A 21,548-nucleotide genomic window follows, 5' to 3' on the forward strand; every position below is an offset into this window, starting at 1 on the left:
CCGATGACCGGCGACGAGCCCCCCGTTCTCGTCCGCAGGGAAGGACGCGCCGCCCACCTCGTCCTCAACCGGCCGCGCGCCCTCAACGCCCTCGACCACGACATGGTGCTCCGCATCGACCGGGCGCTGGCCTCGTGGGAACACGACGACACCGTGGGGACCGTCGTCATCAGCGGCGCCGGAGAGCGCGGACTGTGCGCGGGCGGCGACATCCGCGCCATCCACGACGACGCGCGGGACGGCGACGGCACGGCCTCGGCCGGCTTCTGGCGCGACGAGTACCACCTCAACGCCCGCATCGCCCGCTACCCCAAGCCCTACGTCGCCGTGATGGACGGCATCGTGATGGGCGGCGGCGTCGGCGTCTCCGCCCACGGCGACGTGCGGATCGTCACCGAACGCTCGCGGATCGCCATGCCGGAGACCGGCATCGGCTTCGTGCCCGACGTCGGCGGAACCCACCTGCTCGCCCGCGTCCCCGGCGAGACGGGCACCCGCCTCGCCCTGACCGGCGAGCACATCGGCGCCGGTGACGCCCTGCTGTGCGGACTCGCCGACCACTACGTCCCCTCCGCGGCGCTGCCCGCACTCCTGGCCGACCTGGCGGCGGAACCGGTCCTGGACGTCCTCGCGCGCCACGCGCACCCCGCGCCCCAGGGCGTGCTGGCATCCCAACGCCCCTGGACCGACGCCTGTTTCGCCGCCGACACGGTCGAGGAGATCCTCGCCCGACTCCTCGACCACGGCGACCCCGCGGCCAAGGAGACGGCCGAGACCTTGCTCACCAGATCGCCCACCGCCGTGAAGGTCACACTGGCCGCGATGCGCCGGGCCCGCCGGCTCGGCACCCTGGAGAGCGTGCTGGACCAGGAGTACCGCGTCTCCCGCGCCGCGCTGCGCGACCCGGACCTCGTCGAAGGCGTCCGCGCCCAGGTCATCGACAAGGACCGCAGGCCACGCTGGTCACCGCGCACCCTCGCCGAGGTCACCGAAGCCGACGTCGAACGCCACTTCGCACCGCTCGGCGAACACGAACTCGGTCTCGGCGCGAGGCAGTTGTAGAGGCGCGCGCGGTCGAGGACGAGTCCACCCGGGCCGAGACCGTCTTGGCCATGCACGCGCCACGCGGTACCTTCAGTGCGTATCGACGACGGCACGACGGAAGCCGGTGGAAATCCGGCACGGTCGCGCCACTGTGTGCGAGCGGCCCGAGGGGGCCGTTCGTGAGTCAGACCCGTGGCTGTCGTCCTGTGCACCACCGAGATGGGACGCGAACTCCCGAGGAGCCTGCCATGGCGCAGCACGTCGCCCAGCCGACTGCCACCACCCCTGCCGTACCCGCCGCACTGCCGCTGAAGGCGATCGCCCCCTGGGCTGCCTTCTTCGGCGTCCTGATGCTGGTCCTGTTGTACTTCGTCGGCGCGGAACAGGGCGCCACGTCCGTGTTCAGCGGCGCCGGAGTCCATGAATGGGTGCACGACGCCCGCCACCTGCTCGGCTTCCCCTGCCACTGACCAGAGGACGACCGCGCAGCTCATGAACTCGACAACCGTACGCAACCTGCTCGTTCGGGGCATGCTCGCCGGCCTGGCGGCCGGCGTGCTCGCCCTGATCGTCGCCTACTTCCTCGGCGAGCCGAGCGTCGACAGCGCCATCGGCTTCGAGGAGGGCCACGCCGGCCACTCCCACGGGGACGAGGTCGAACTCGTCTCGCGCAGCCTGCAGTCCACCGCCGGCCTCGCCACCGGAGTCCTCGTCTACGGGGTCTCCTTCGGTGGCATCGCCGCACTCGCCTACTGCTTCGCCCTGGGCCGGGTGGGCCGCTTCGGCCCGCGCGCCACGGCGCTGCTGCTGTCGCTCTGCGCGCTGCTCGCCGTGTACGTCGTCCCGTTCCTGAAGTACCCGGCCAACCCGCCCGCCGTCGGCAACCCCGACACCATCGGCAAGCGGACCACCCTGTACTTCCTGATGACGGTGCTCAGCGTGCTCCTCGCCGTGGGCGCCACGATCCTGGGCAGGCGCCTCGCCCCGAGGACCGGCACGTGGTACGCCACCGTCCTCGCCGTACTCGCCTTCGCCGCCGTGACCGGACTCGCCTTCGCGCTCCTGCCCGTGGTCAACGACGTGCCGGAGCACTTCCCGGCCACCCTGCTCTGGCGTTTCAGGCTCTCCGCCCTCGCCATGCAGATCGTGCTGTGGGGCGGGTTCGGCCTGCTCTTCGGCGAGTTGGCCGAGCGGCTGCTGCGGCCGCGGACCGTCGTCGCACCGGGTCGGGCGGTACCGGCCGGACAGTGATCCGGCCCGCCGCAGTAAAGGCCCGCGGAACCATCCGCGGGCCTTTACGCGTCGTCGCAACAGGACCCCGGCGTGCCACGCCGGGGACGTACACGGACGCGGCGCGTTCGCGGCCGTGATGCCACCCGGACGTGGCCGACCGCAGCGGGAGCGCGGTCGGCCACCCGCCACGGCCTACCTCTCGTGTCCACACGCCACGCCCGACGTTTCGTATACGCGTCGCGCACCGGCCCCGTCGACCGGCTCAGGAGAGCGCGCCCAGCGGCCGGCCGAGCCCGACATTCCAGCGCCCGAGGCGCCCGCTGAGTTCCGTGACCGTCAGCGGTGCCACGTCCAGCCGCCAGAACGCGCTCGGGGGCGCCCCCACCGCGTGGACGACCGCCGCCCGCACCACATCCGGTTCCACCACCGCAACCAGGCGCCCCGGGCCCGGCTCAAGCTCGGACAGCCACCGCGCGACCCGCGCGCACGCCTGCGCCACCGACTCCCCGCCGGGCGCCGCGGTCTCCGGCTCGGTGAGCCAGCGCCCCAGCGCCTCGGGCTCCGCCGCGCCCACCTCGTCCAGCGTCCGGCCGCGCCAGCGCCCGGCGTCGATCCCCGCAGGCGCGGGACGGATCGACGGGACAGGGATCCCCAGCGCACCGGCGGTCTCCTCGCAGCGTGGACTGGGCGACACCAGCACGCGCGCGCCGACGGGCAGCGCACCGGCCGCCGCGCGGGCCTGTGCGGCGCCCACGGGGTCGAGCGGGCCGCCGTCGTCGAAAGCGGCCCGGCGCTGCGCCACGCTCAGCGCGGGCGTCACAAGGAGGACTCGACTGGTCTGGTTCATAGAACATCAGACTAGCGAGACCCCAGCGCGGGAGCGCTCTCCCATTCCTCAACCGACCTGGGCAGTACGGCACTTGGCGGGGTCTCCGATCGCTCCCGAACCGGGCTGGGCGGGTGCCGTCGCGTGAAACAGGGCGTTCACTTTCTCTTGACACTGCCACGTCAGAGCGAGAACACTCCCCGGCGAGAGAGCGCTCTCTCAGGTTCCGCGCACGACCTGTCCCACGGGCGGCGACGCTTCTGTGCCGCCGCCCACCCCCCACCACACGCCGTACCGACATGGCAGGAGGTCTCCATGGCACGGAGATCGAAACTCGTCTCAGGGCTGCTGATATCCGGCGCGCTCGTACTGACCACGATGGGTGTGGGCGGCGTCGCCCTCACCGCCGGGGCCGCCGAGGCGCCCGCGCGGCAGGCGACCGCGCCCGCCGCCGCGCACCAGGGCCACGCGATGGCCGCGTCCACCGTGCCGGCTGCGGAGGACGCGGACGGCGACGGCTACATACCCGCGAACCCGCCGGTCACCGGCGTGGAACCGTCCACGAAGGTGCCGCCGCCCGCCTACTTCCACGAGTTCCAGGCGCACTGTTCCGTCACCCACACCAAGCCCGACGACCCCATCGTCTACCCGGGCCAGGCCGGCAAGTCCCACGACCACACGTTCATGGGCAACACCACGACCGACGCGAACAGCACCACCGGATCGCTCGACAGCGGCGCCACCAAGTGCCTCGCGCCCGGCGACAAGTCCGGCTACTGGATGCCCACCATGCTCAACGGTGACAAGCCGGTGCTCCCGGTCGGCGAGCAGACCATCTACTACAAGGCCGGTGTCACCGACTACACCAGCGTGCGACCCTTCCCCAAGGGGCTGCGGTTCGTCGTCGGCAGCCCGATGCAGAGCGCGCAGGAGTTCCGCGACCACCCGGGCTTCGTGGAGGGCTGGGAGTGCGGCACGAGCTACTTCAACGTCGACTTCCCCAAGAGCTGCCCCACGAGCCAGGACACCCAGGTCAACATCCGCTTCCAGGCGCCGAGTTGCTGGGACGGCAAGTACCTGGACACGCCCGATCACAAGAGCCACATGGCCTACACCGTGGTGAAGCCGGGCACGAACGACAACATGTGCCCGGCCGACCACCCCGTCGCGCTGCCGATGATCGAGTTCAAGATGGCGTTCCCCGTCAACGGTGACCTGTCGAAACTGCGGCTGTCCAGCGGCCGGGGCTACTCCTTCCACTACGACTTCTTCAACGCCTGGGACGACCGGACGCTGAAGGCGATGGTGGACCACTGCGTCGTCGGCGGCCTCCAGTGCGACCCGCGCGGCTACGACCAGAACCACCCCGAGAAGGGCGCGGCGCTCAACGACCACTACGAGCTGCCCTGATCCCGCGTCCACGACAGACCCGGGGCGGCGGCCGCCCCGACCGGCCGCCGCCCCTTCCCCCACCGCCCCTTCCCCCCTCGGACCCCCGCCGCCGGAGGCACCCCATGCGCAGCACCCGCACCATCCACCGGAGATCGCACCGCCTGGCCGTCCCCCTCACCGCGGGCGTACTCGCGGCCGGCTTCCTCGCCCTGCCCGCCCAGCACGCGCACGCCGCGGGCGACGTGGTCAAAGTGACCGGGTCGCAGGGCAACTGGCAGCTCCAGGTCAACGGCGCCCCGTACCACGTCAAGGGCCTGACCTGGGGCCCGTCCGTCGCCGACGCGGGGAGATACCTGCCGGACCTGCGGTCCATGGGCGTCAACACCATCCGCACCTGGGGCACCGACGCCTCCAGCAAGCCGCTGTTCGACTCCGCGGCGGCGAACGGCATCAAGGTCATCGCCGGTTTCTGGCTCCAGCCCGGCGGCGGCCCCGGCAGCGGTGGCTGCGTGAACTACCTGACGGACACCACGTACAAGAACCAGATGCTCGCCGAGTTCCCCAAGTGGGCCGCCACGTACAAGGACAACCCGGGTGTCCTGATGTGGAACGTCGGCAACGAGTCCGTCCTCGGCCTGCAGAACTGCTACAGCGGCGACGAGCTGGAGAAGCAGCGCGACGCCTACATCACCTTCGTCAACGACGTCACCAAGAAGATCCACGCCGTCGACCCGAACCACCCGGTCACCTCCACCGACGCCTGGGTCGGCGCCTGGCCCTACTACAAGAAGAACGCCCCCGACCTCGACCTATATGCCGTCAACTCCTACAAGGCGGTCTGCGACGTCAAGTCGGCGTGGCAGCAAGGGGGTTACACCAAGCCCTACATCATCACCGAGACCGGGCCCGCGGGGGAGTGGGAGGTGCCGGACGATGCCAACGGGGTGCCGCAGGAACCCACCGACCAGGCCAAGGCCGAGGGTTACACCAGGGCCTGGGGCTGTATCACGGGGCACAAGGGTGTCGCCCTGGGCGCCACTATGTTCCACTACGGCACCGAGTACGACTTCGGCGGCATCTGGTTCAACCTGCTGCCCGCCGGCGAGAAGCGGCTGTCGTACTACGCCGTGAAGAAGGCGTACGGGGCCGACACCTCACGGGACAACACCCCGCCGGTCATCTCGCAGCTGGACATCGAGGGCGGCGCCACGAACGTGCCCGCGGGACGCGACCTCGTCATCGCCACCAAGGCCACCGACCCCGACGGCGACCAGCTCTCCTACCAGGTGCTGAGCAACAGCAACTACATCGACCAGGGCAAGCAGCTCGTGCCGATGCAGGTCACCGACCTGGGCTCGGGCCAGCTCAAGGTGACCGCGCCGGACAGGCCCGGCGTCTGGAAGATCTACGTCAAGGCCACCGACGGCAAGGGGAACGTCGGCGTCGAGACCCGTTCGGTGCGCGTCGTGCCGCCGCCCGTCACCGGGACGAACATCGCGCTCGGCAAACCGGCCACCGCCTCCTCGCAGCAGACCACCGACTACGGCGACTGCCCGTGCACCGCGGCGAACGCCGTCGACGGCAAGAACGACACCCGCTGGGCCAGCGACTGGAGCGACCCGCAGTGGCTCCGGGTCGACCTCGGGTCCCGCCGGTCGTTCAAGCACGTGCAGCTCAACTGGGAGACCTCGTACGCCAAGGCGTACACGGTCCAGACCTCGGACGACGGACAGAACTGGACGACCGTCCGCCAGGTGAGCGACGGCAACGGCGGCGTCGACGACTTCGACGTCTCCGGCACCGGCCGCTACGTCCGTGTCAACGGCACCGGCCGCGGCACCGGATACGGCTACTCCCTCTACGAGTTCGGCATCTACAGCTGACCGACATCCGGTAGAACGACAGGGGAGAGAGCGCTCTACGGCGCTCATCGGCGCGAAGGGTGGGGGCAATGGCCGACGAGGAGCCGGACCGGCTGGCCGACAAGCTGGGTCCGCGGCAGAAGGTACGGCTGCTCACCGGCGGGACCACCTGGCGCACCCGCGCCGAGCCCGCCGTGGGCCTGTCCGAGATGGTGACCTCGGACGGGCCCGCGGGGGTGCGCGGAGAGGCCTGGGACGAGCGCGTCACCTCGCTCCTGCTGCCGTCCGCGTCGGCCGTCGCGGCGACCTGGGACGAACAACTCGTCGAAGAACTGGGCGGGTTGCTCGCCGATGAGGCGCGCCGCAAGGGCGTGCACGTCGTGCTGGCCCCCAACCTGAACCTGCACCGATCGCCCCTGGCCGGCCGCCACTTCGAGTGCTTCTCGGAGGACCCCTGGCTGGTCGGCCGCGTCGGCGCCGCCCTGGTCCGCGGCCTCCAGGCGCGCGGGGTCGCGGCCACGGCCAAGCATCTCGTGGCCAACGACTCCGAGACCGGCCGGCTGACCGTCGATGTACGGGTCGACGAACGGACCCTGCGCGAGGTCTGCCTCGCCCCCTTCGAAGCGGCCGTCGACGCCGGCGTCTGGGCGGTGATGGCCGGGTACAACCGCGTCAACGGGGCGACGATGACGGCCAGTTCACTGCTCGCCCACCCCTTGAAGGACACCTGGGGGTTCGACGGCGTCGTCCTCTCCGACTGGGGCGCCCTGCGCACGGCGGTGGACACGGCGAACGCGGCGCTCGACCTCGCGATGCCGGGACCGGGCGGCCCCTGGGACGAGATGCTCGCCGACGCCGTGGCCGCCGGGCAGGTGCCGCAGACCACGATCGACGACAAGGTACGCCGACTGCTCCTCCTGGCCCAGCGCGTCGGCGCCCTGGACGGAGTCGGCCCCCCGCCGCGGCGCACGCCCCCGGAACCCTCCCGGGCCCGGCGGCTGCTCCGCCGCGCGGTCACGGCCGGAACGGTCCTGCTGGACAACGACGGCGTACTCCCGCTGCGCGCGGACGGGCCGGGCGCCCTCGCGGTCATCGGCGCGCACGCCGTGGCACCCCGTGTGCAGGGCGGCGGCAGCGCCGGAGTCTTCCCCGAGCGCATCGTGGCGCCCCTCGACGGCATCCGGGAGCGGCTGCGCGGCCGGGTCCGCGTCGTCCACGCCCCGGGCCCGGACCTCGGGGCCCCGCCCGCCCCGCTGAGCCCCCGCGACTGCACCGACCCGCGCTCCGGCGCGCCGGGCGTGCTGCTGCGCATGCTGGACGCCGAAGGGAACGAGCTCTACGCCGAGCACCGGGGCTCGGGCCGGCTGCTCGAACCGGACGTGACCGCCGAAGCCCGCACCGTGGAGATCAGCGCCGTGCTGACGCCGGAGAAGGGCGGCCGCTGGGCGTTCGGCGTCGGCGGATTCGGCCGCATCTCCCTGCGCGTCGACGGCCACCGGCGGATCGATGGCGTGTTCCCGCGCCGCACCGACGACCCCGCCGTCGTCCACGTCACGCCGCCCGGCCCCACGGCGCACCACCGGCTGGCCGAAGGGGTCCCCGTGCTGGTCGTGGCGCGGCGTGAACTCGCCCCCGGTACAGGCCGCGCCACCGTGCTCACCGCGGCCCCGCCCGCCGCCCCCGTCGCGGAGGCGATCGCCGAGGCCGTCGCCGCGGCCCGCGCCGCCGACACCGCCGTCGTCGTCGTGGGCACCACCGACGGAAGCGAATCGGAGGGGCACGACCGCACCTCCCTCGCCCTGCCCGGGCACCAGGACGACCTCGTGCGGGCCGTCGCCGCGGTCAACCCCCGCACGGTCGTGGTGGTCAACTCCGGCGGACCGGTCGAACTGCCCTGGCGCGCCGAGGTCAACGCGGTCCTGCTCACCTGGCTGCCCGGCCAGGAAGCCGGCGGCGCCCTCGCCGACCTCCTGTTCGGAGAGGCCGAACCCGGCGGCCGGCTGCCGACGACCTGGGCCGGACGGCTCGCGGACGCCCCCGTCACCACCACCCGGCCCGTCGACGGCGTCCTCACCTACGACGAGGGACTCCACGTCGGCCACCGGGCCTGGCTGCGCACCGGCCGCACCCCCGCCTACTGGTTCGGGCACGGCCTGGGCTACACGACGTGGCGCTACGAGAGTGTCGAGGCACCGCACGTCGTTCCCGCGCGGGCCGGGTTCACCGTCACGGCGCAGGTACGGAACACCGGTGACCGGAGCGGGCGCGAGGTCGTCCAGGTGTATCTGTCCCGGCCGGAGTCGGCGGTGGAGCGCCCGGTGCGCTGGCTCGCCGGGTACGCGGCCGTGCACGCGGCGCCGGGCGGGACGGCGCGAGTCCGCGTCCAGGTGTCCGCCCGTTCGCTGCGGCACTGGAGCACCGAGGAGGGCGACTGGGCGGACGAGCCGGGCCGCTTCACCGTCCACGTGGGACGCTCCGCGGGCGACCTCCCGCTCACCGCACACGTGGACGTGCGGTGAGCGGGAGGACGCCGACCGGGAGGGCGTGATCAGAGAGCGCTCTATGCGCGGTGGGTCGGCGCGATTAGGCTGCGTGCATGCGACGACAGGCCCTGACGTTGGAGGATGTCGCCCGTGAGGCGGGGGTCTCGCGGGCGACCGTGTCCCGGGTGATCAACGAGGTCCCCAGTGTGGACCCCGCCATCCGGGAGACCGTGCGCGAGGCGATCAGGCGCACCGGCTACACCCCCAACAGGGCGGCGCGGGCCCTGGTCACCCGGCGTGCGGAGACCATCGCCCTCGTGGTGTCCGGTGCGGGCGAGGAGGGCGAGAGCGCCCAGAACGCCTTCGCGGCGCGGGTGTTCGCCGACCCGTTCTTCGGCCGCGTCGTCAGCGGGGTCGTCGCCTTCCTGCGGACACGCTCCATGCACCCGGTCCTGATGTTCGCCGAGTCCGATGCGGCCCGGGACGAGGTGATGGCGTACCTGCGCGAGGGCCGGGCCGACGGGGCGCTCGTGGTCTCGACGCACGCGGAGGACCCGCTGCCGCCGCTGCTCGCACGGGAGCAGGTGCCCGCCGTGTGCTTCGCGCGGCCCGCGCTGCCCGCACCCATCAGCTATGTCGACCTGGCGCACGGCGAGGGCGGCAGGATGGCCGCGCAGCACCTGCTGGAGCGCGGCCGGCGCCGGGTGGCGACGGTGGCGGGGCCCCTGGACCTGCCGGCCGGCCAGCAGCGGCTCGCCGGGTTCCGGGAGGCGTTGGAGCGGGCGGGGCTGGCGTACGTCCCCATCGCGGAGGGCGGGTTCACCCTCGCCAGCGGGGCCGCGGCGATGGCCAGACTGCTGGACGACCACCCGCACCTGGACGGCGTCTTCGCGGCCAACGACCTGATGGCGCAGGGCGTGTGCCAGGTGCTGAGGGAGCGGGGGCGGCGCATTCCGCAGGACGTGGCGGTGGTCGGGTTCGACGACTCCAGCGTCGCGATCACGTGCACTCCGCCGCTGACCACCGTCCGCCAGCCGGTGGAGGAGATGGCCATGGCGATGGCCCGCATCCTTCAGGAGCACATCGAGGGCGAGCGCACGGAACCGACGTCCCTCATCTTCGAGCCCGAGCTGGTGATCCGCGCCTCCACCTGAGCGCTCCGGGCGCCGAGGGAGCGGCCCGGCCGTGTCTCACCCCGCGTCGCGGGCCACCTTGCGCGCCCACAGCGCCAGCGGCACCTGGAGCGGGACCCGGGCCCGGGCGGCGCGCCGCAGCGGCGCCGGGCGGTCCCGCCAGTCCAGGGCCATCTTCACGTTGGCCGGCGCGACGGCGACGAAGAACGCGGCGGTGACCGTGGCCGCCCGCCGCCGGGTGCGCGGCAGGGCGACCCCGGCCGCCAGCGCCAGCTCCGCCACGCCGCTGGCGTACGTCCACGCGCGCGGTGAGCCAGGCAGCCCGCGCGGCACGATCGCGTCGAACGGCTTCGGCGCCAGGAAGTGGGTGACCCCGGCGCCGGCCAGCAGCCCGGCGAGGAGGTGAGGTGAACGTACGCGGCGCAAGGGGCCTCCCTGGAGCGGGTGCGAGCATGACTGCCGCGTGAGCCTACTGACCAGTAAGTAACAATGTCGAGCCTCTGCTGTCGCGCTCGCCCCCGCCGCGCCCGCCCCTGCCGCGCTCACCGCGCGGCGGGAGCCCGCACAGGCTCCCGCTCGGCGGTCAGACCCGGCGGTAACGCGCGAGCGCGAACGAGAACAGGCCGAACAGCACCAGTCCGAACGCGATCAGCGCCAGCAGCCACGGCCCCACCGGAGTGCCGGCGAAGGCGCGCAGGGTGCCGTCCACCCCCTTGGCCTTATTGGGGTCGTACTTCGCGGCGGCGATCAGCACGAAGACGCCCGCGCCCGCATAGATCAGCCCGCGCGCCACCCCGCCGCTGACCCCGAGCACGTCGATCGTCCGGCGCGTGTGCCGCGACATCTGCGCCTTCTTGAGGTTCTTGTGGAACTTGCGCAGCGCCGCCCGTACGCCGACCCCGATGCCGACGCCTATCACCACCAGGCCGGCGATCCCCACCAGCCAGCGGCCCGCCGGGAGGTCGAGCGCCCGCGCGGTGAAGTCCTGCGACTTCGCGTCACTTCCCTGGCTCTTGCGGGCGGACGCCGCGAACGACAGCACGGAGTACGCCATGAACCCGTAGAAGACGCATCGCCCGGCCGACAGAGCCCGCTTGCCCGGTTTGTCGCCCTCCGGTCCCGCGGAGCCGAACAGCGCCTCACTGAGCCGCCACAGCGCCATGCCCACCAGACCGATCCCGACGGCCCACACCAGGACCTTGCCGAACGGTTGCTGCGCCAGTTCGCGGATGGCCCCGCTGCTGTCGGCCTCCTTGTTCTCGCCGCTGAACGCGACGCGCAAGGCCAGCAGCCCGATCAGCAGGTAGAGCACCCCGCGTGCGATCAGCCCCCAGCGCGCCCCGGTGTCGACGACCGAACTGTTCGCGGCTCTCCGGGCGTTGGCCCTGCCCCTCATCGCCTTCACGTGCCCTCCTCATGCATCGGCGCCTGTGGTCCGGCGCAGGGACGACGACTTCCCCGGCTCGCGCCCGGCATGCGGCGCCGGACTTTGAACTCGTTGATGACAAAGTCTGGACGAGCTGAGCAGAAGTCCCCTAGCGTGACGGCGCAACCGTAGGAGTCCTGCCTTCCGCGCACCCGCGGAACGGCATAGCAAGACCGGGGTGCGATCCGGCGGCCTCCGGTCCCGTCCTGGAGGACCGATGCATCCACGGCTGTTCCGCCATGCCCGAAGACGCCTCACCACCCTGCTCGTCGGAGGCTTTCTCGCCGGAGGCGTCTGGGTCGCGCCCCCGTCCGTCGCCGCTCCCGCCGACATCCCGCCCCAGGAACCCGGTGTCACCCTGCGGGTGTTCGACACCCAGCTCCCGCTCAGCAAGTTGTGCACGCTCAAACCCGGCCAGACCCCCAACCACGACAAACTGATGCGGACCGTGGACTGGTCCACGACCGACGACTTCGGCGGATTCGCCGACAACTTCACTGTCCAGGCCACCGGTTACCTCGTCGTCCCGGCCGACGGCACGTACTCCTTCCGCCTCACCAGCGACGACGGCTCCCGGCTCACCGTCGACGACCGCGAGGTCATCGACCACGACGGACTGCACGGCGCCGAGCCGAAGGACGGCGCCGTCCAACTCACCGCGGGCTCCCACCCGTTCCGCGTCGACTACTTCGAGGCGACCGGCGGCCAGCAGCTGACGCTCGCGTGGAAGCCGCCGGGCGCGGCCGACTTCGGCGTCGTCCCGCGCGAGGCGCTGACCACCGACGCCGGGGTCGTCCGGGTCACCGCGCCGGGCCGCAAGGAGTGCGAGGCGGGGACGGACAGCCCCGGCGACGGCCTGCCGCTGACCGGCGTACGCCCCGACCTCGACCTCACCGACCTGCGCCCCGACGGCTTCGAACCGCAGGTCACCGGCATGGACTGGCTGCCCGACGGCCGCCTCGCGCTCAGCACGTGGGGCGGCTCCGAGAACGTGGCGGGCGAGGTGTACCTCCTCGACCACGTCACCGGCGACACCGACCGCACCAAGGTGGGCGTCAAGAAGATCGCGAGCGGGCTGCGCGAACCGATGGGCATCAAGTACGTCGACGGGTCCCTCTACGTCTCGCAGAAGCACGAGCTGACCCGACTCGTCGACACGGACAAGGACTCCGTCACCGACGAGTACCGCACGGTCGCGACCTGGCCCTACGGAAAGAACTTCCACGAGTTCGCCTTCGGGCTACTCTACCGCGACGGCTACTTCTACGTGAACCTCTCGGTCGCCATCGACTACGGCGGCGCGACCACCACTCCGCAGCCCGCCCCCGGCCGCGGCACCACGTACAGGATCAGCAAGAAGACGGGGAAGATCCACGCGATCGCGGGCGGTCTGCGCACCCCGAACGGGATCGGCTGGGGCCCCGAGGGGTCCCTCTTCACCGCCGACAACCAGGGCGGCTGGCTGCCCGCGTCCAAGCTGGTCCAGATCAAGCAGGACCGCTTCTTCAACCACTACACCGAGCCGTCGGGCCCCTTCGACGCTCAGCCGGTCACCCAGCCGGTGCTCTGGCTGCCGCAGAACGAGATAGCCAACTCACCCAGCACCCCGCTGTACCTGACCAAGGGCCGGTTCGCGGGCCAGATGCTCTTCGGTGACGTCACCTACGGCGGACTCCAGCGCGGGTACCTGGAGAAGGTGAAGGGCCAGTACCAGGGCGCCGTCTTCCGCTACACCCAGGGACTCGAAGCCGGTGTCAACCGGATCACCATGGGCCCCGACGGAGCGATCTACACGGGCGGGCTCGGCGCCGACGGCAACTGGGGCCAGGAAGGCAAACTCCGCTTCGGCCTGCAGAAGCTGACCCCGAACGGCGGGAACACCTTCGACATCAAGGAGATGCGCGCCGTCCCCGGCGGCTTCGACCTGGAGTACACGCAGCCCCTCTCGCCGGAGACGGCCGACAAGCTGGTCGAGCGCTACACGGCCGAGCAGTGGCGCTACACCCCGACCAGGGACTACGGCGGACCGAAGATCGCCGAGGAGCAGCTCGCCGTGGGCTCGGCGACCCTCGCCGACGGCGGCCGCACCGTGCGGCTGCGGCTGGACGGCCTCAAGCCCGGCCGCGTCGTGCACGTCCGCTCGCCGCGCCCCTTCGCGTCCGCGTCCGGTGAGACGCTCTGGTCCACGGAGGCCTGGTACACCCTCAACGAAGTGCCCGGGAAGCAGCCGCCGGCCGCCACCCTGTACGAGGCCGAGGAGGCGCATCTGACCGGCACGGCCGGCGTCCACACCGACCACACCGGTTACTCGGGCAGCGGCTTCGTCGACCGCTACGACACCGAGGGCAAGGCCGCCACGACCTTCGACGTGACGGTCCCCAAGGCCGGCGAGTACGACGTGAACCTGCGCTACGCCAACGGCCCCAACCCCTATCAGGGCACCAAGTCCCTTTCCCTGTACGCCAACGGGACGAAGCTGAGACAGACCTCGCTCGCCTCCACCGGTGACTGGGACACGTGGTCGACGAAGACCGAGCGCGTCGCTCTGCGCGCGGGGAAGAACACCCTTGCCTACCGCTTCGACACCGGCGACGCGGGCCACGTCAACCTCGACCTGATCACCGTGCGCCCCCGCGGCACCCCGGCCGCCCTCTTCGACGGCACCGCCGCGTCGCAGAGCCAGTGGCAGCATCCGGACGGGCGGAACATCACCTGGCCGCTCACCGCCGAACGGTCGATGGAGGTGTCCGGCGGTGACATCCGCACCAAGGACGCCTACCAGGACTTCACGCTGCACGCGGAGTTCCGGGTCCCGCTCCTGCCGGACGACGTGACCGGCCAGGACCGCGGCAACAGCGGCATCTACCTCCAGGACCGCTACGAGCTACAGATCCTCGACTCCTACGGTGACACCACCCCCGACCCGAACGAGGCCGGGGCGATCTACCTGAAGAAGGCGCCGGACAGCAACGCCTCGACGGCGCCGGAGACCTGGCAGACGTACGACATCACCTTCCGCGCGGCGCGCTTCGACGACAGCGGCGACAAGACCGCCGACGCGCGGGTGACCGTGGTGTGGAACGGCAAGAAGGTCCACGACGACGTCGCGATCGACGGCCCGACCGGCGCGGGCGCGCCCGAGGGACCGGCGGCCGGGGCGATCCGCCTCCAGGACCACGGCAACAAGGTCCGGTTCCGGAACATCCGGGTGACGCCACTGGCCTGACACTCACCCGCGCCCCCCGGAGGCGCGGCCGAGCGAGAGTGGGGGGGGGGGGGGGGGGGGTGGTGGGGGGGGGGGGGGGTTTCCCCCCCCCCCCCCCCCCCCCCCCCCCCCCCCCCCGCCCCACACCCCCCCCCCCCCCCCCCCCCCCCCCCCCCGCCACTGGGTTCCACCACCGTTCCCGGCCTGTCATCATGTGATGACATCACTTGATGACATGAACGGGAAAACCTTGCGTCCCTCCATACCGGCGCCCGCGTCCACGCCCTCCCCGGCGGCCCCCGTGCTGCGCCACCCCCGCGCGCTCGTGCCCGTACTCGTCTCGCTCGGCATGCTCGTCGCCGTCGTCAGCAGCCTCGGCGCGCCGCTGATCCCGACCATCGCCGCCGAGGACCACGTCTCCCTCGCCGGCGCGCAGTGGGCGCTGACCGTGACGATGCTGGTCGGCGCCATCGCCACACCGGTCATGGGACGGCTCGGCGACGGGCCGTACCGCAAGCGCGTCATCCTCACCGGCCTCGGCGCCGTCATGGCGGGCAGCCTGCTGGCGGCCCTGCCCCTCGGCTTCCCCTGCCTGCTCGCCGGCCGGGCCATGCAGGGCGTCGGCATGGGACTCGTCCCGCTGGCCATCGCCACGGCACGGGACGCGCTGCCGCCCCACAAGGCGCGCGCGGCGGTGGCCACCCTCTCGCTGACCACCGCGGCGGGCATCGGCCTCGGCTACCCGATCACCGGACTGTTCGCGGAGTACCTCGGCATGTACGCCGGGTTCTGGTTCGCGTTCGCCACGGCGGTCGCCGCGTTCGTCGCCACCGTGCTCGTCGTGCCCAAGCCGCCGCGCCGGCCCACCACGCCCATGGACGTACCGGGCGCGCTGCTGCTGGCCGGCGGCATGGCGGCGCTCCTGCTGAGCCTGGCGGAGGGGGAGCGCTGGGGCTGGGGCTCCCCGCCGCTGCTGGCGCTGGCCGTCGTCGCCGTCCTCCTTCTCTGCGGGTGGGTCCTGCACTCGCTGCGCTCCACGCACCCGCTGGTGCGGGTGAGCCTCGTCAAGGACCGGGGCGTGCTCGTCGCCAACCTGACCACGATGGTCGGCGGCGTCGGCACGTATCTGCTGATCGCGCTGGTCACCCGGTACGTCCAGACGCCGGGGTCCGCCGGGTACGGCTTCGGCGCGTCCATCGTCGTCACCGGCCTGCTGCTCGTCCCGTTCTCCGCGGCCAGTCTGCTCACCGGCCGTCTGGTCCGGATGCTGGGCAGCGCCGCCACGCCCGCGCGCATGCTCCCGCTGGGCTGCCTCCTGTCGTTCGCCGGACTGGTCTGCTTCCTGCTCGCGCGCTCCAGCCTGTGGGGCATCGGCGTGATGATGGCGCTGGCCGGGCTCGGCGTCGGCGTGACCTTCGCCGTCACCCCCGGACTGATCGTCGGCGGGGTGCCCGCGGCGGAGACGGGCAGCGCGATGAGCTTCAATCAGGTCGTGAAGTACATCGGATACTCGACCGGCAGCGCACTCAGCGCGGTCGTCCTCCAGGCCCACACCGCGCCCGGCGCGGCGCTGCCCACCGACGGCGGGTACCACAGCGCGGGCCTCGTCGGCTGCGCCGCCTTCCTGATCACCGGCGTCCTCGCCGTGGTGCTGACCCGGGTCGGCGTGCGGCCGCGGCCGTCCGTCGTCGCCGCGGCGCGGACCGCCGGGGCCGACGCGAGCGCAGAATCGAGCCGTTCGTGACCGGCCGGGCCTCCTCCGAGCGGCCCCGCAGCGGCGCCCGCAGCCGTGACGCGCTGCTGCGCGCGGCGACGGAGCTGTTCTCCGAGCGCGGCTACGACCGCACCACCATCCGCGAGATCGGCGAGCGGGCCGGGGTCGACGCCGCGCTGATCGCCCGCCACTTCGGCAGCAAGGCCCTGCTCTATGTAGAGGTGCTGCGGGCCGAACACGGCGACAGCGCCCCGGTCGACCTGCTCACCGAGCCGCGGCTGCGGGAGGTCGCCGAACGGGCCGAGCGGCGCGGCCCCGTGCCGCTGCTGCGCGTCGCGGTCCAGCCACTGAGCGAACACGGCGCCCAGGAGGCCACGCGCGCGGCCCTCCAGGCGCGCCTCGTGGAACCGTTGCGGGCCCGCTTCGCCCGCGAGGGCCGCGACCGGCCGGGGCTGCGCGCCGACGTGCTGGTCGCGGCGGTCGCCGGCGTCCTGCTCGCCCGCCACTCGGGGGCCTTCGACGACCTGGCCGACGCGTCGGTGGACGAGGTCGTCGACGTCCTCATGGAGATGTACGAGGGCGGCGCCTGAGCGGCGTGCGCACGCCCCGCGCCACCGGCTCCGCGGGTCAGCAGACGCTGTCGGTCGGCTTGGGGTTGCCCAGGCCGAACAGCGGACGCAGCCGCAGCCCCGCCCAGGTGCCGAGGATGGCGACGGCGCCCCAGATCCAGCCGTGCAGGGAGCCCGAGGCGATCCCGGCGAGGTAGGCGCCGATGTTGCAGCCGCCCGCGAGACGCGCCCCGACACCCATCAGGATGCCGCCGGCGACCGCGGCGAGCGCCGTCCGGGCGGGGATGCCCCGGTGCAGTTTCCACACGCCGCCCGCGGCGGCGGCGACCGCGGCGCCGACCATGATGCCGATGTCGGTGAGGCTGTTCTTGTCGGCGAGCACCGGCCCCCACAGCTGGGCCGCGCTGCCGGGCTGGCGCCAGTACGCCCACGCCTCGGGCGAGCCGCCGAGGGCGCCCACCACCTTCGAGCCCCACAGCGAGAACGCGCTGGTGATGCCCCAGGCGCCGCCCGACACGAGCAGCACACCGGCGCCCAGCACCGCCAGCGCCACGGCGCCCGCCGCCAGTGGCCAGGAGCCGCGTACCGCCCGGGCCAGGGTGCCCCGCGCGGAGGGCGGCGCACCGACGGGCGGTGGGTTGCGCCGGACCTGGACGGCGCGGGCGACCCACCAGATCGCGGCCAGCGCCACGACGGTCAGCGCCCAGGAACCGAACCAGCCGACGTGGTCGGAGAGCAGGAACGGATCGAGTGCGGGCAGGTCGTTCCAGAGCGTGAACTGCCAGGCGGCGAGCGTCGACCCGGTGAGGAAGCCGAAGAGGGTCAGCACGATGGTGCTCTGCCCCGAGCCGACGGCGAAGAGGGTGCCGGAGGCGCAGGCACCGCCGAGCTGCATCCCGACGGCGAAGAGGAACGCCCCGACGAGCAGGCCCACGCCGATCGGACCCGCGCTGGGCGCGGGCACCGCGCCGAAGAGGCCGCTGCCGGTACCGATGATCAGCGCGAAGAGCGTCGCGGTGGTGCCGAGGAGCAGGGTGTGCGCCCGCAGACCGGTGCCGTTGCCGACGGCGACCAGCTGACGCCAGGCGGAGGTGAACCCGAACCGCGAGTGGAACAGGGCGAAGCCGAGCCCGGTGCCGAGCAGCAGCAGGACGCCGGGCTTGGCGCCGTGCACGGCGAAGACGTAGAGGGCGAGCGCCACACCGATGACACCGGCGCCGATCAGCGGCGCCCGGCGGACCGGGGGCGCGGGTTCGGCACGGGGCGCGGGGGCCGAGGTGGGGGCGGGGGCGAGCAGGGTGGCGCGGGGCGGTGCCCCGGCGGGGGGAGCGGTGGTCAAGAGGGGACTCCGGAACAGGGAGGGGGGAATGTCGGACCGGCGGTGGGGCGCGCGGTGCTCGCGGCCTGCGTCAGCGGGGACAGAGCGCGTCGTCGACGCTCCACGGCGTGGCCGCGAAGAGAGCGAGCGCCAGGCGGCGAGCGGGTCCGAACATGCGAACCACTGTAAGGATCCCGGTGGGCGGACCTCAATGCGTCTCATATGGCGGGCGCGGGCTCGGCTGCCTACGGACAGGTGTGCGTACAGAGTTCCCGGGTAAGCGCCGCGCAACGAGGAATGACAGGCCGGGCTCGATACACAAGGAGCGGGACTCAATGATCACCGTGACGGCGCAGGAACAGAACCAGGCCACCCGCGGCACCAAGGATCTGGTCGAGCGCGCATACACGGATCCTTCTTCCATCGCGCCGAAGGATGCGCGTGAGGTCGGCCGGCACTTCTTCGACCGGCTCGCCCAGCTCGAAGAGGGCACGCGCGAGTACAGCTACGTGCGCAACGTGCTGATCGAGATGAACCTCTCCCTGGTGCAGTACGCGGCCTCCCGGTTCAAGCACCGCGGCCCGCAGGAGATGGAGGACATCGTCCAGGTGGGCACGATCGGTCTGATCAAGGCGATCGACCGGTTCGAGGTGACCCGCGAGGTCGAGTTCACCTCCTTCGCCGTCCCCTACATCACGGGGGAGATCAAGCGGTTCTTCCGTGACACGTCCTGGGCCGTGCATGTGCCGCGCCGCCTTCAGGAGGCGCGGATCGAGCTGTCCAAGGCCACCGAAGAACTCCGTACGCGCCTGGGCCGTTCCCCCTCCACCGCCGAGTTGGCGGAGCTGATGCAGCTGGAGCCGGCCGAGGTCGCCGAGGCGCAGCGCGCCTCCAACGGCTACAACAGCGTCTCCCTGGACGCGGCCGTCAACGGCCACGACGACGAGTCCGACACGATGCTCGCCGACTTCATCGGCATCGACGAGGACCGCTTCGAACTTGTGGAGAACTTCCACTCCCTCGCGCCCCTCGTCGCCGACCTCGACGAGCGTGACCGCCGCCTGATCCACCTCCGCTTCGTCGAGGAGCAGACCCAGCAGCAGATCGCCGACGAGTTCGGCTGCTCGCAGATGCACGTGTCGCGGTTGATCACCCGTGTGGTGGGCAAGCTCCGCGCCGGCCTCATGGCCACCGACTAGACCGCCCTATCGCCGCGAAGAGCCCCACCGGGGCGCCCCCGGTGGGGCTCATCGCGCGCAGGGCCTCGGAGCCGCCTCCGAGGCCCCGTTCTCCTGTTCTCCTGCGGGACGCCGCCGACGCCCGGGCCTCAGCGCGCCGTGAGCCGGAACTGACTCTCGCGTTCCTGGTCCCCGGAGACCGAGCCGACGTCCTCCACGGTGAAGGCCCGCTCCAGCGCCGCACGCAGGGTGCTCACGTCGTGCGGCGCCCCTTGCGCGGTCAGGGAGACCGGCCCCTCGACACCCGGGGCCCCGGACGCGCCCTGCGAGGCCGCCGCACCGCGGGCCACATCGAGTTCGGCCGTCCAGACCGTGGCGTGCGTGCTGTCGGAGCCCGGCGTGTCCTGAGCGGGGGAGCGGTCGGGGAACTCCGCGGCGAGATGCCCCAGCACACGCCGGGCGTCCTCGTCCGTGCACTCGCTCACGGTCACGGTGACCGGGTGGTCGTCGGAGCTGTCGTTCATACGGGTCTCCTGGATCTCGTCCGGCTCGGCCGGCCTGCGGGTCCCCACGGAGGCGGAACACAGTCACGGCCTCGGGTCCTGCCTCCACCCTGACCCACGCGGACGGCGCCCGCACCCAGATGACGTCCATGGGCGCGCATCAACCGTCCCGGCCCTGGGTACGCGGACCGGCCTCCGCCACCGGCGGTCACATGGCGGGGCGCCGCGCAGTGTGAGCCCCTGGAAAGGGCTCCGCGCAGCGGACCCGTCCGAAATCCGACGAACTCGCGACGCACGTTGGGAGGCGCGACATGCGCGCACTGACATGGCAGGGAAAGCGCGACGTACGCATCGAGGAGGTGCCCGATCCCCGGATAGAGAAGCCGGACGACATCGTCGTCCAGGTGACGTCGACCGGTATCTGCGGATCCGACCTGCACCTGTACGAGGTCCTCGGCCCCTACCTCGACCCGGGCGACATCCTCGGGCACGAGACGATGGGCGTCGTCGCCGAGATCGGCCCGGAGGTCACCGAGGTGGCCGTCGGGGACCGCGTCGTCATCCCGTTCAACGTCTCCTGCAACACCTGCTGGATGTGCAGCAGGGGGCTGCACTCCCAGTGCGAGACGACGCAGGTGCGGTCCATGGGCAGCGGAGGCGCCCTGTTCGGCTACACCAAGCTGTACGGGCAGGTGCCCGGCGGACAGGCCGAGTTCCTCCGCGTCCCCTTCGGCAACACGTTGCCCATCAAGGTGCCCGACGGCCCCCCGGACGACCGGTTCGTCTACCTGTCCGACGTGCTGCCCACCGCCTGGCAGGCAGTGGAGTACGCCGACATCCCGCCCGGCGGCAGCGTGACCGTCCTGGGGCTCGGCCCCATCGGTGACATGGCGGCCAGGATCGCCCGGCTGCGCGGCGCGGAACGCGTCATCGGCGTGGACCTCGTCGACGACCGTCTGGAGCGGGCGCGCCGGAACGGCTTCACCACCCTGGACCTGCGCGCCCACAAGAAGGACCTCGGCGACGCGGTGCGCGAGCTCACCGACGGCCGCGGCAGCGACGCGGTGATCGACGCGGTCGGTCTCGAGGCGCACGGCGCACCGGTCGCGCAGGCGGCGCAGTGGGCCACCGGTCTCCTCCCCGACAAGATCGGGCGGACCCTGATGGAGAAGGCCGGTGTCGACCGGCTCGGCGCCCTGCTCACCGGGATCGATGCGGTACGCCGCGGCGGCACGCTCTCCATCAGCGGCGTCTACGGCGGCGCGGCGAGCCCCATGCCCCTGCTCACCATGTTCGACAAGCAGCTCCAGATCCGCATGGGGCAGGCCAACGTGTGGCGCTGGGTCGACGACATCCTCCCGCACCTCACCGACGCCGACCCCCTGGGCGTCGACGGGTTCGCCACCCACCACCTGCCGCTGACCGAGGCGCCCAGGGCGTACGCGACCTTCCAGGCCAAGGAGGACGGCATGGTGAAGACGCTCCTGCAGCCATGATCACGAGCCGGTCGCGGGCCCGGCCTCCCGGGTGTAAGGGCAGCCGGCGCGGGCACTTCGTCCCGGGAGCGAACACCTGTCACTCCAGCCTCCCGCGTCGCTCACGATGCGTGATGCCCCAAGTGGTCGTCGGCAGCGGCCCGGCGGAGGCTGGAAGGCAGGCGTT

The 21,548-nt window shown here is 72.4% G+C and carries 17 protein-coding genes; 12 read left to right on the plus strand and 5 right to left on the minus strand.

Going from position 1 to position 21,548, the window contains the following annotated elements:
• The first annotated feature begins 3 nt into the window (after positions 1-3).
• The 3 genes from ACZ45E_RS25075 (at position 4) to ACZ45E_RS25085 (ending at position 2,295) form a co-directional block, all read left to right on the plus strand.
• Positions 4-1,062, plus strand: a complete 1,059-nt coding sequence (locus tag ACZ45E_RS25075) for an enoyl-CoA hydratase/isomerase family protein (RefSeq protein WP_468224218.1) — start codon at positions 4-6, stop codon at positions 1,060-1,062.
• 230 nt (positions 1,063-1,292) lie between these two features.
• On the plus strand, positions 1,293-1,514 hold the full coding sequence (locus ACZ45E_RS25080; protein ID WP_468224220.1) for a CbtB domain-containing protein: 222 nt from the start codon (positions 1,293-1,295) through the stop codon (positions 1,512-1,514).
• A gap of 22 nt (positions 1,515-1,536) precedes the next feature.
• A complete protein-coding gene (locus tag ACZ45E_RS25085) occupies positions 1,537-2,295 on the plus strand; it encodes a CbtA family protein (RefSeq protein ID WP_468224222.1) in 759 nt (252 codons plus the stop codon).
• A 244-nt stretch (positions 2,296-2,539) separates the two neighbouring features.
• Here the strand turns inward: ACZ45E_RS25085 and ACZ45E_RS25090 are convergent, their stop codons facing one another.
• Positions 2,540-3,124 carry a histidine phosphatase family protein gene (locus tag ACZ45E_RS25090; protein ID WP_468224224.1) on the minus strand — a complete coding sequence of 195 codons (585 nt, stop codon included), beginning with the start codon at positions 3,122-3,124 and terminating at the stop codon, positions 2,540-2,542.
• 294 nt (positions 3,125-3,418) lie between these two features.
• Between ACZ45E_RS25090 and ACZ45E_RS25095 the strand changes: the two genes are divergently transcribed.
• The 4 genes from ACZ45E_RS25095 (at position 3,419) to ACZ45E_RS25110 (ending at position 9,994) form a co-directional block, all read left to right on the plus strand.
• Positions 3,419-4,513, plus strand: coding sequence for a DUF1996 domain-containing protein (locus ACZ45E_RS25095; protein ID WP_468224226.1), 1,095 nt, complete (start codon positions 3,419-3,421; stop codon positions 4,511-4,513).
• A 104-nt stretch (positions 4,514-4,617) separates the two neighbouring features.
• Positions 4,618-6,378: a discoidin domain-containing protein gene (locus ACZ45E_RS25100; protein ID WP_468224228.1), complete on the plus strand. Its 1,761-nt coding sequence runs from the start codon at positions 4,618-4,620 to the stop codon at positions 6,376-6,378.
• A 68-nt stretch (positions 6,379-6,446) separates the two neighbouring features.
• The gene (locus ACZ45E_RS25105; protein WP_468224230.1) at positions 6,447-8,876 is read left to right on the plus strand and encodes a glycoside hydrolase family 3 C-terminal domain-containing protein; all 2,430 of its coding nucleotides are present in this window, start codon (positions 6,447-6,449) and stop codon (positions 8,874-8,876) included.
• 77 nt (positions 8,877-8,953) lie between these two features.
• Complete coding sequence (locus tag ACZ45E_RS25110) at positions 8,954-9,994, plus strand: LacI family DNA-binding transcriptional regulator (protein ID WP_468224233.1); 1,041 nt, start codon at positions 8,954-8,956, stop codon at positions 9,992-9,994.
• Between the two features lie 36 nt (positions 9,995-10,030).
• Here ACZ45E_RS25110 and ACZ45E_RS25115 read toward each other — a convergent pair whose 3' ends face one another.
• Together ACZ45E_RS25115 and ACZ45E_RS25120 are read right to left on the minus strand one after the other, a co-directional pair.
• Positions 10,031-10,399, minus strand: a complete 369-nt coding sequence (locus ACZ45E_RS25115; protein WP_468224234.1) for a DoxX family protein — start codon at positions 10,397-10,399, stop codon at positions 10,031-10,033.
• A 157-nt stretch (positions 10,400-10,556) separates the two neighbouring features.
• Positions 10,557-11,369 carry a DUF1206 domain-containing protein gene (locus ACZ45E_RS25120; RefSeq protein ID WP_468224299.1) on the minus strand — a complete coding sequence of 271 codons (813 nt, stop codon included), beginning with the start codon at positions 11,367-11,369 and terminating at the stop codon, positions 10,557-10,559.
• Positions 11,370-11,616: 247 nt separating this feature from the next.
• Between ACZ45E_RS25120 and ACZ45E_RS25125 the strand changes: the two genes are divergently transcribed.
• The 3 genes from ACZ45E_RS25125 to ACZ45E_RS25135 all read left to right on the plus strand — a co-directional run bounded on the left by ACZ45E_RS25125 (position 11,617) and on the right by ACZ45E_RS25135 (position 16,908).
• Entirely contained in the window at positions 11,617-14,625 is a 3,009-nt protein-coding gene (locus tag ACZ45E_RS25125) for a 3-keto-alpha-glucoside-1,2-lyase-like domain-containing protein (RefSeq protein ID WP_468224236.1), read from the plus strand.
• A gap of 214 nt (positions 14,626-14,839) precedes the next feature.
• Complete coding sequence (locus tag ACZ45E_RS25130) at positions 14,840-16,348, plus strand: MFS transporter (RefSeq protein WP_468224238.1); 1,509 nt, start codon at positions 14,840-14,842, stop codon at positions 16,346-16,348.
• Positions 16,345-16,908, plus strand: coding sequence for a TetR/AcrR family transcriptional regulator (locus ACZ45E_RS25135; RefSeq protein WP_468224240.1), 564 nt, complete (start codon positions 16,345-16,347; stop codon positions 16,906-16,908). The genes ACZ45E_RS25130 and ACZ45E_RS25135 overlap by 4 nt, the downstream gene beginning before the upstream one ends.
• A gap of 37 nt (positions 16,909-16,945) precedes the next feature.
• Here ACZ45E_RS25135 and ACZ45E_RS25140 read toward each other — a convergent pair whose 3' ends face one another.
• On the minus strand, positions 16,946-18,226 hold the full coding sequence (locus ACZ45E_RS25140; protein ID WP_468224241.1) for a YeeE/YedE family protein: 1,281 nt from the start codon (positions 18,224-18,226) through the stop codon (positions 16,946-16,948).
• Between the two features lie 314 nt (positions 18,227-18,540).
• Here ACZ45E_RS25140 and ACZ45E_RS25145 point away from each other — a divergent pair, with 314 nt between their 5' ends.
• Complete coding sequence (locus tag ACZ45E_RS25145) at positions 18,541-19,404, plus strand: SigB/SigF/SigG family RNA polymerase sigma factor (RefSeq protein ID WP_468224243.1); 864 nt, start codon at positions 18,541-18,543, stop codon at positions 19,402-19,404.
• A 128-nt stretch (positions 19,405-19,532) separates the two neighbouring features.
• Here the strand turns inward: ACZ45E_RS25145 and ACZ45E_RS25150 are convergent, their stop codons facing one another.
• Positions 19,533-19,907 (minus strand): hypothetical protein, encoded by a 375-nt coding sequence (locus ACZ45E_RS25150; RefSeq protein ID WP_468224245.1) that lies wholly within the window; start codon positions 19,905-19,907, stop codon positions 19,533-19,535.
• Between the two features lie 290 nt (positions 19,908-20,197).
• Between ACZ45E_RS25150 and ACZ45E_RS25155 the strand changes: the two genes are divergently transcribed.
• The gene (locus ACZ45E_RS25155; RefSeq protein WP_468224246.1) at positions 20,198-21,382 is read left to right on the plus strand and encodes a zinc-dependent alcohol dehydrogenase; all 1,185 of its coding nucleotides are present in this window, start codon (positions 20,198-20,200) and stop codon (positions 21,380-21,382) included.
• Positions 21,383-21,548 lie beyond the last annotated feature (166 nt).

Source organism: Streptomyces sp. NPDC030991 (genome assembly GCF_055571235.1).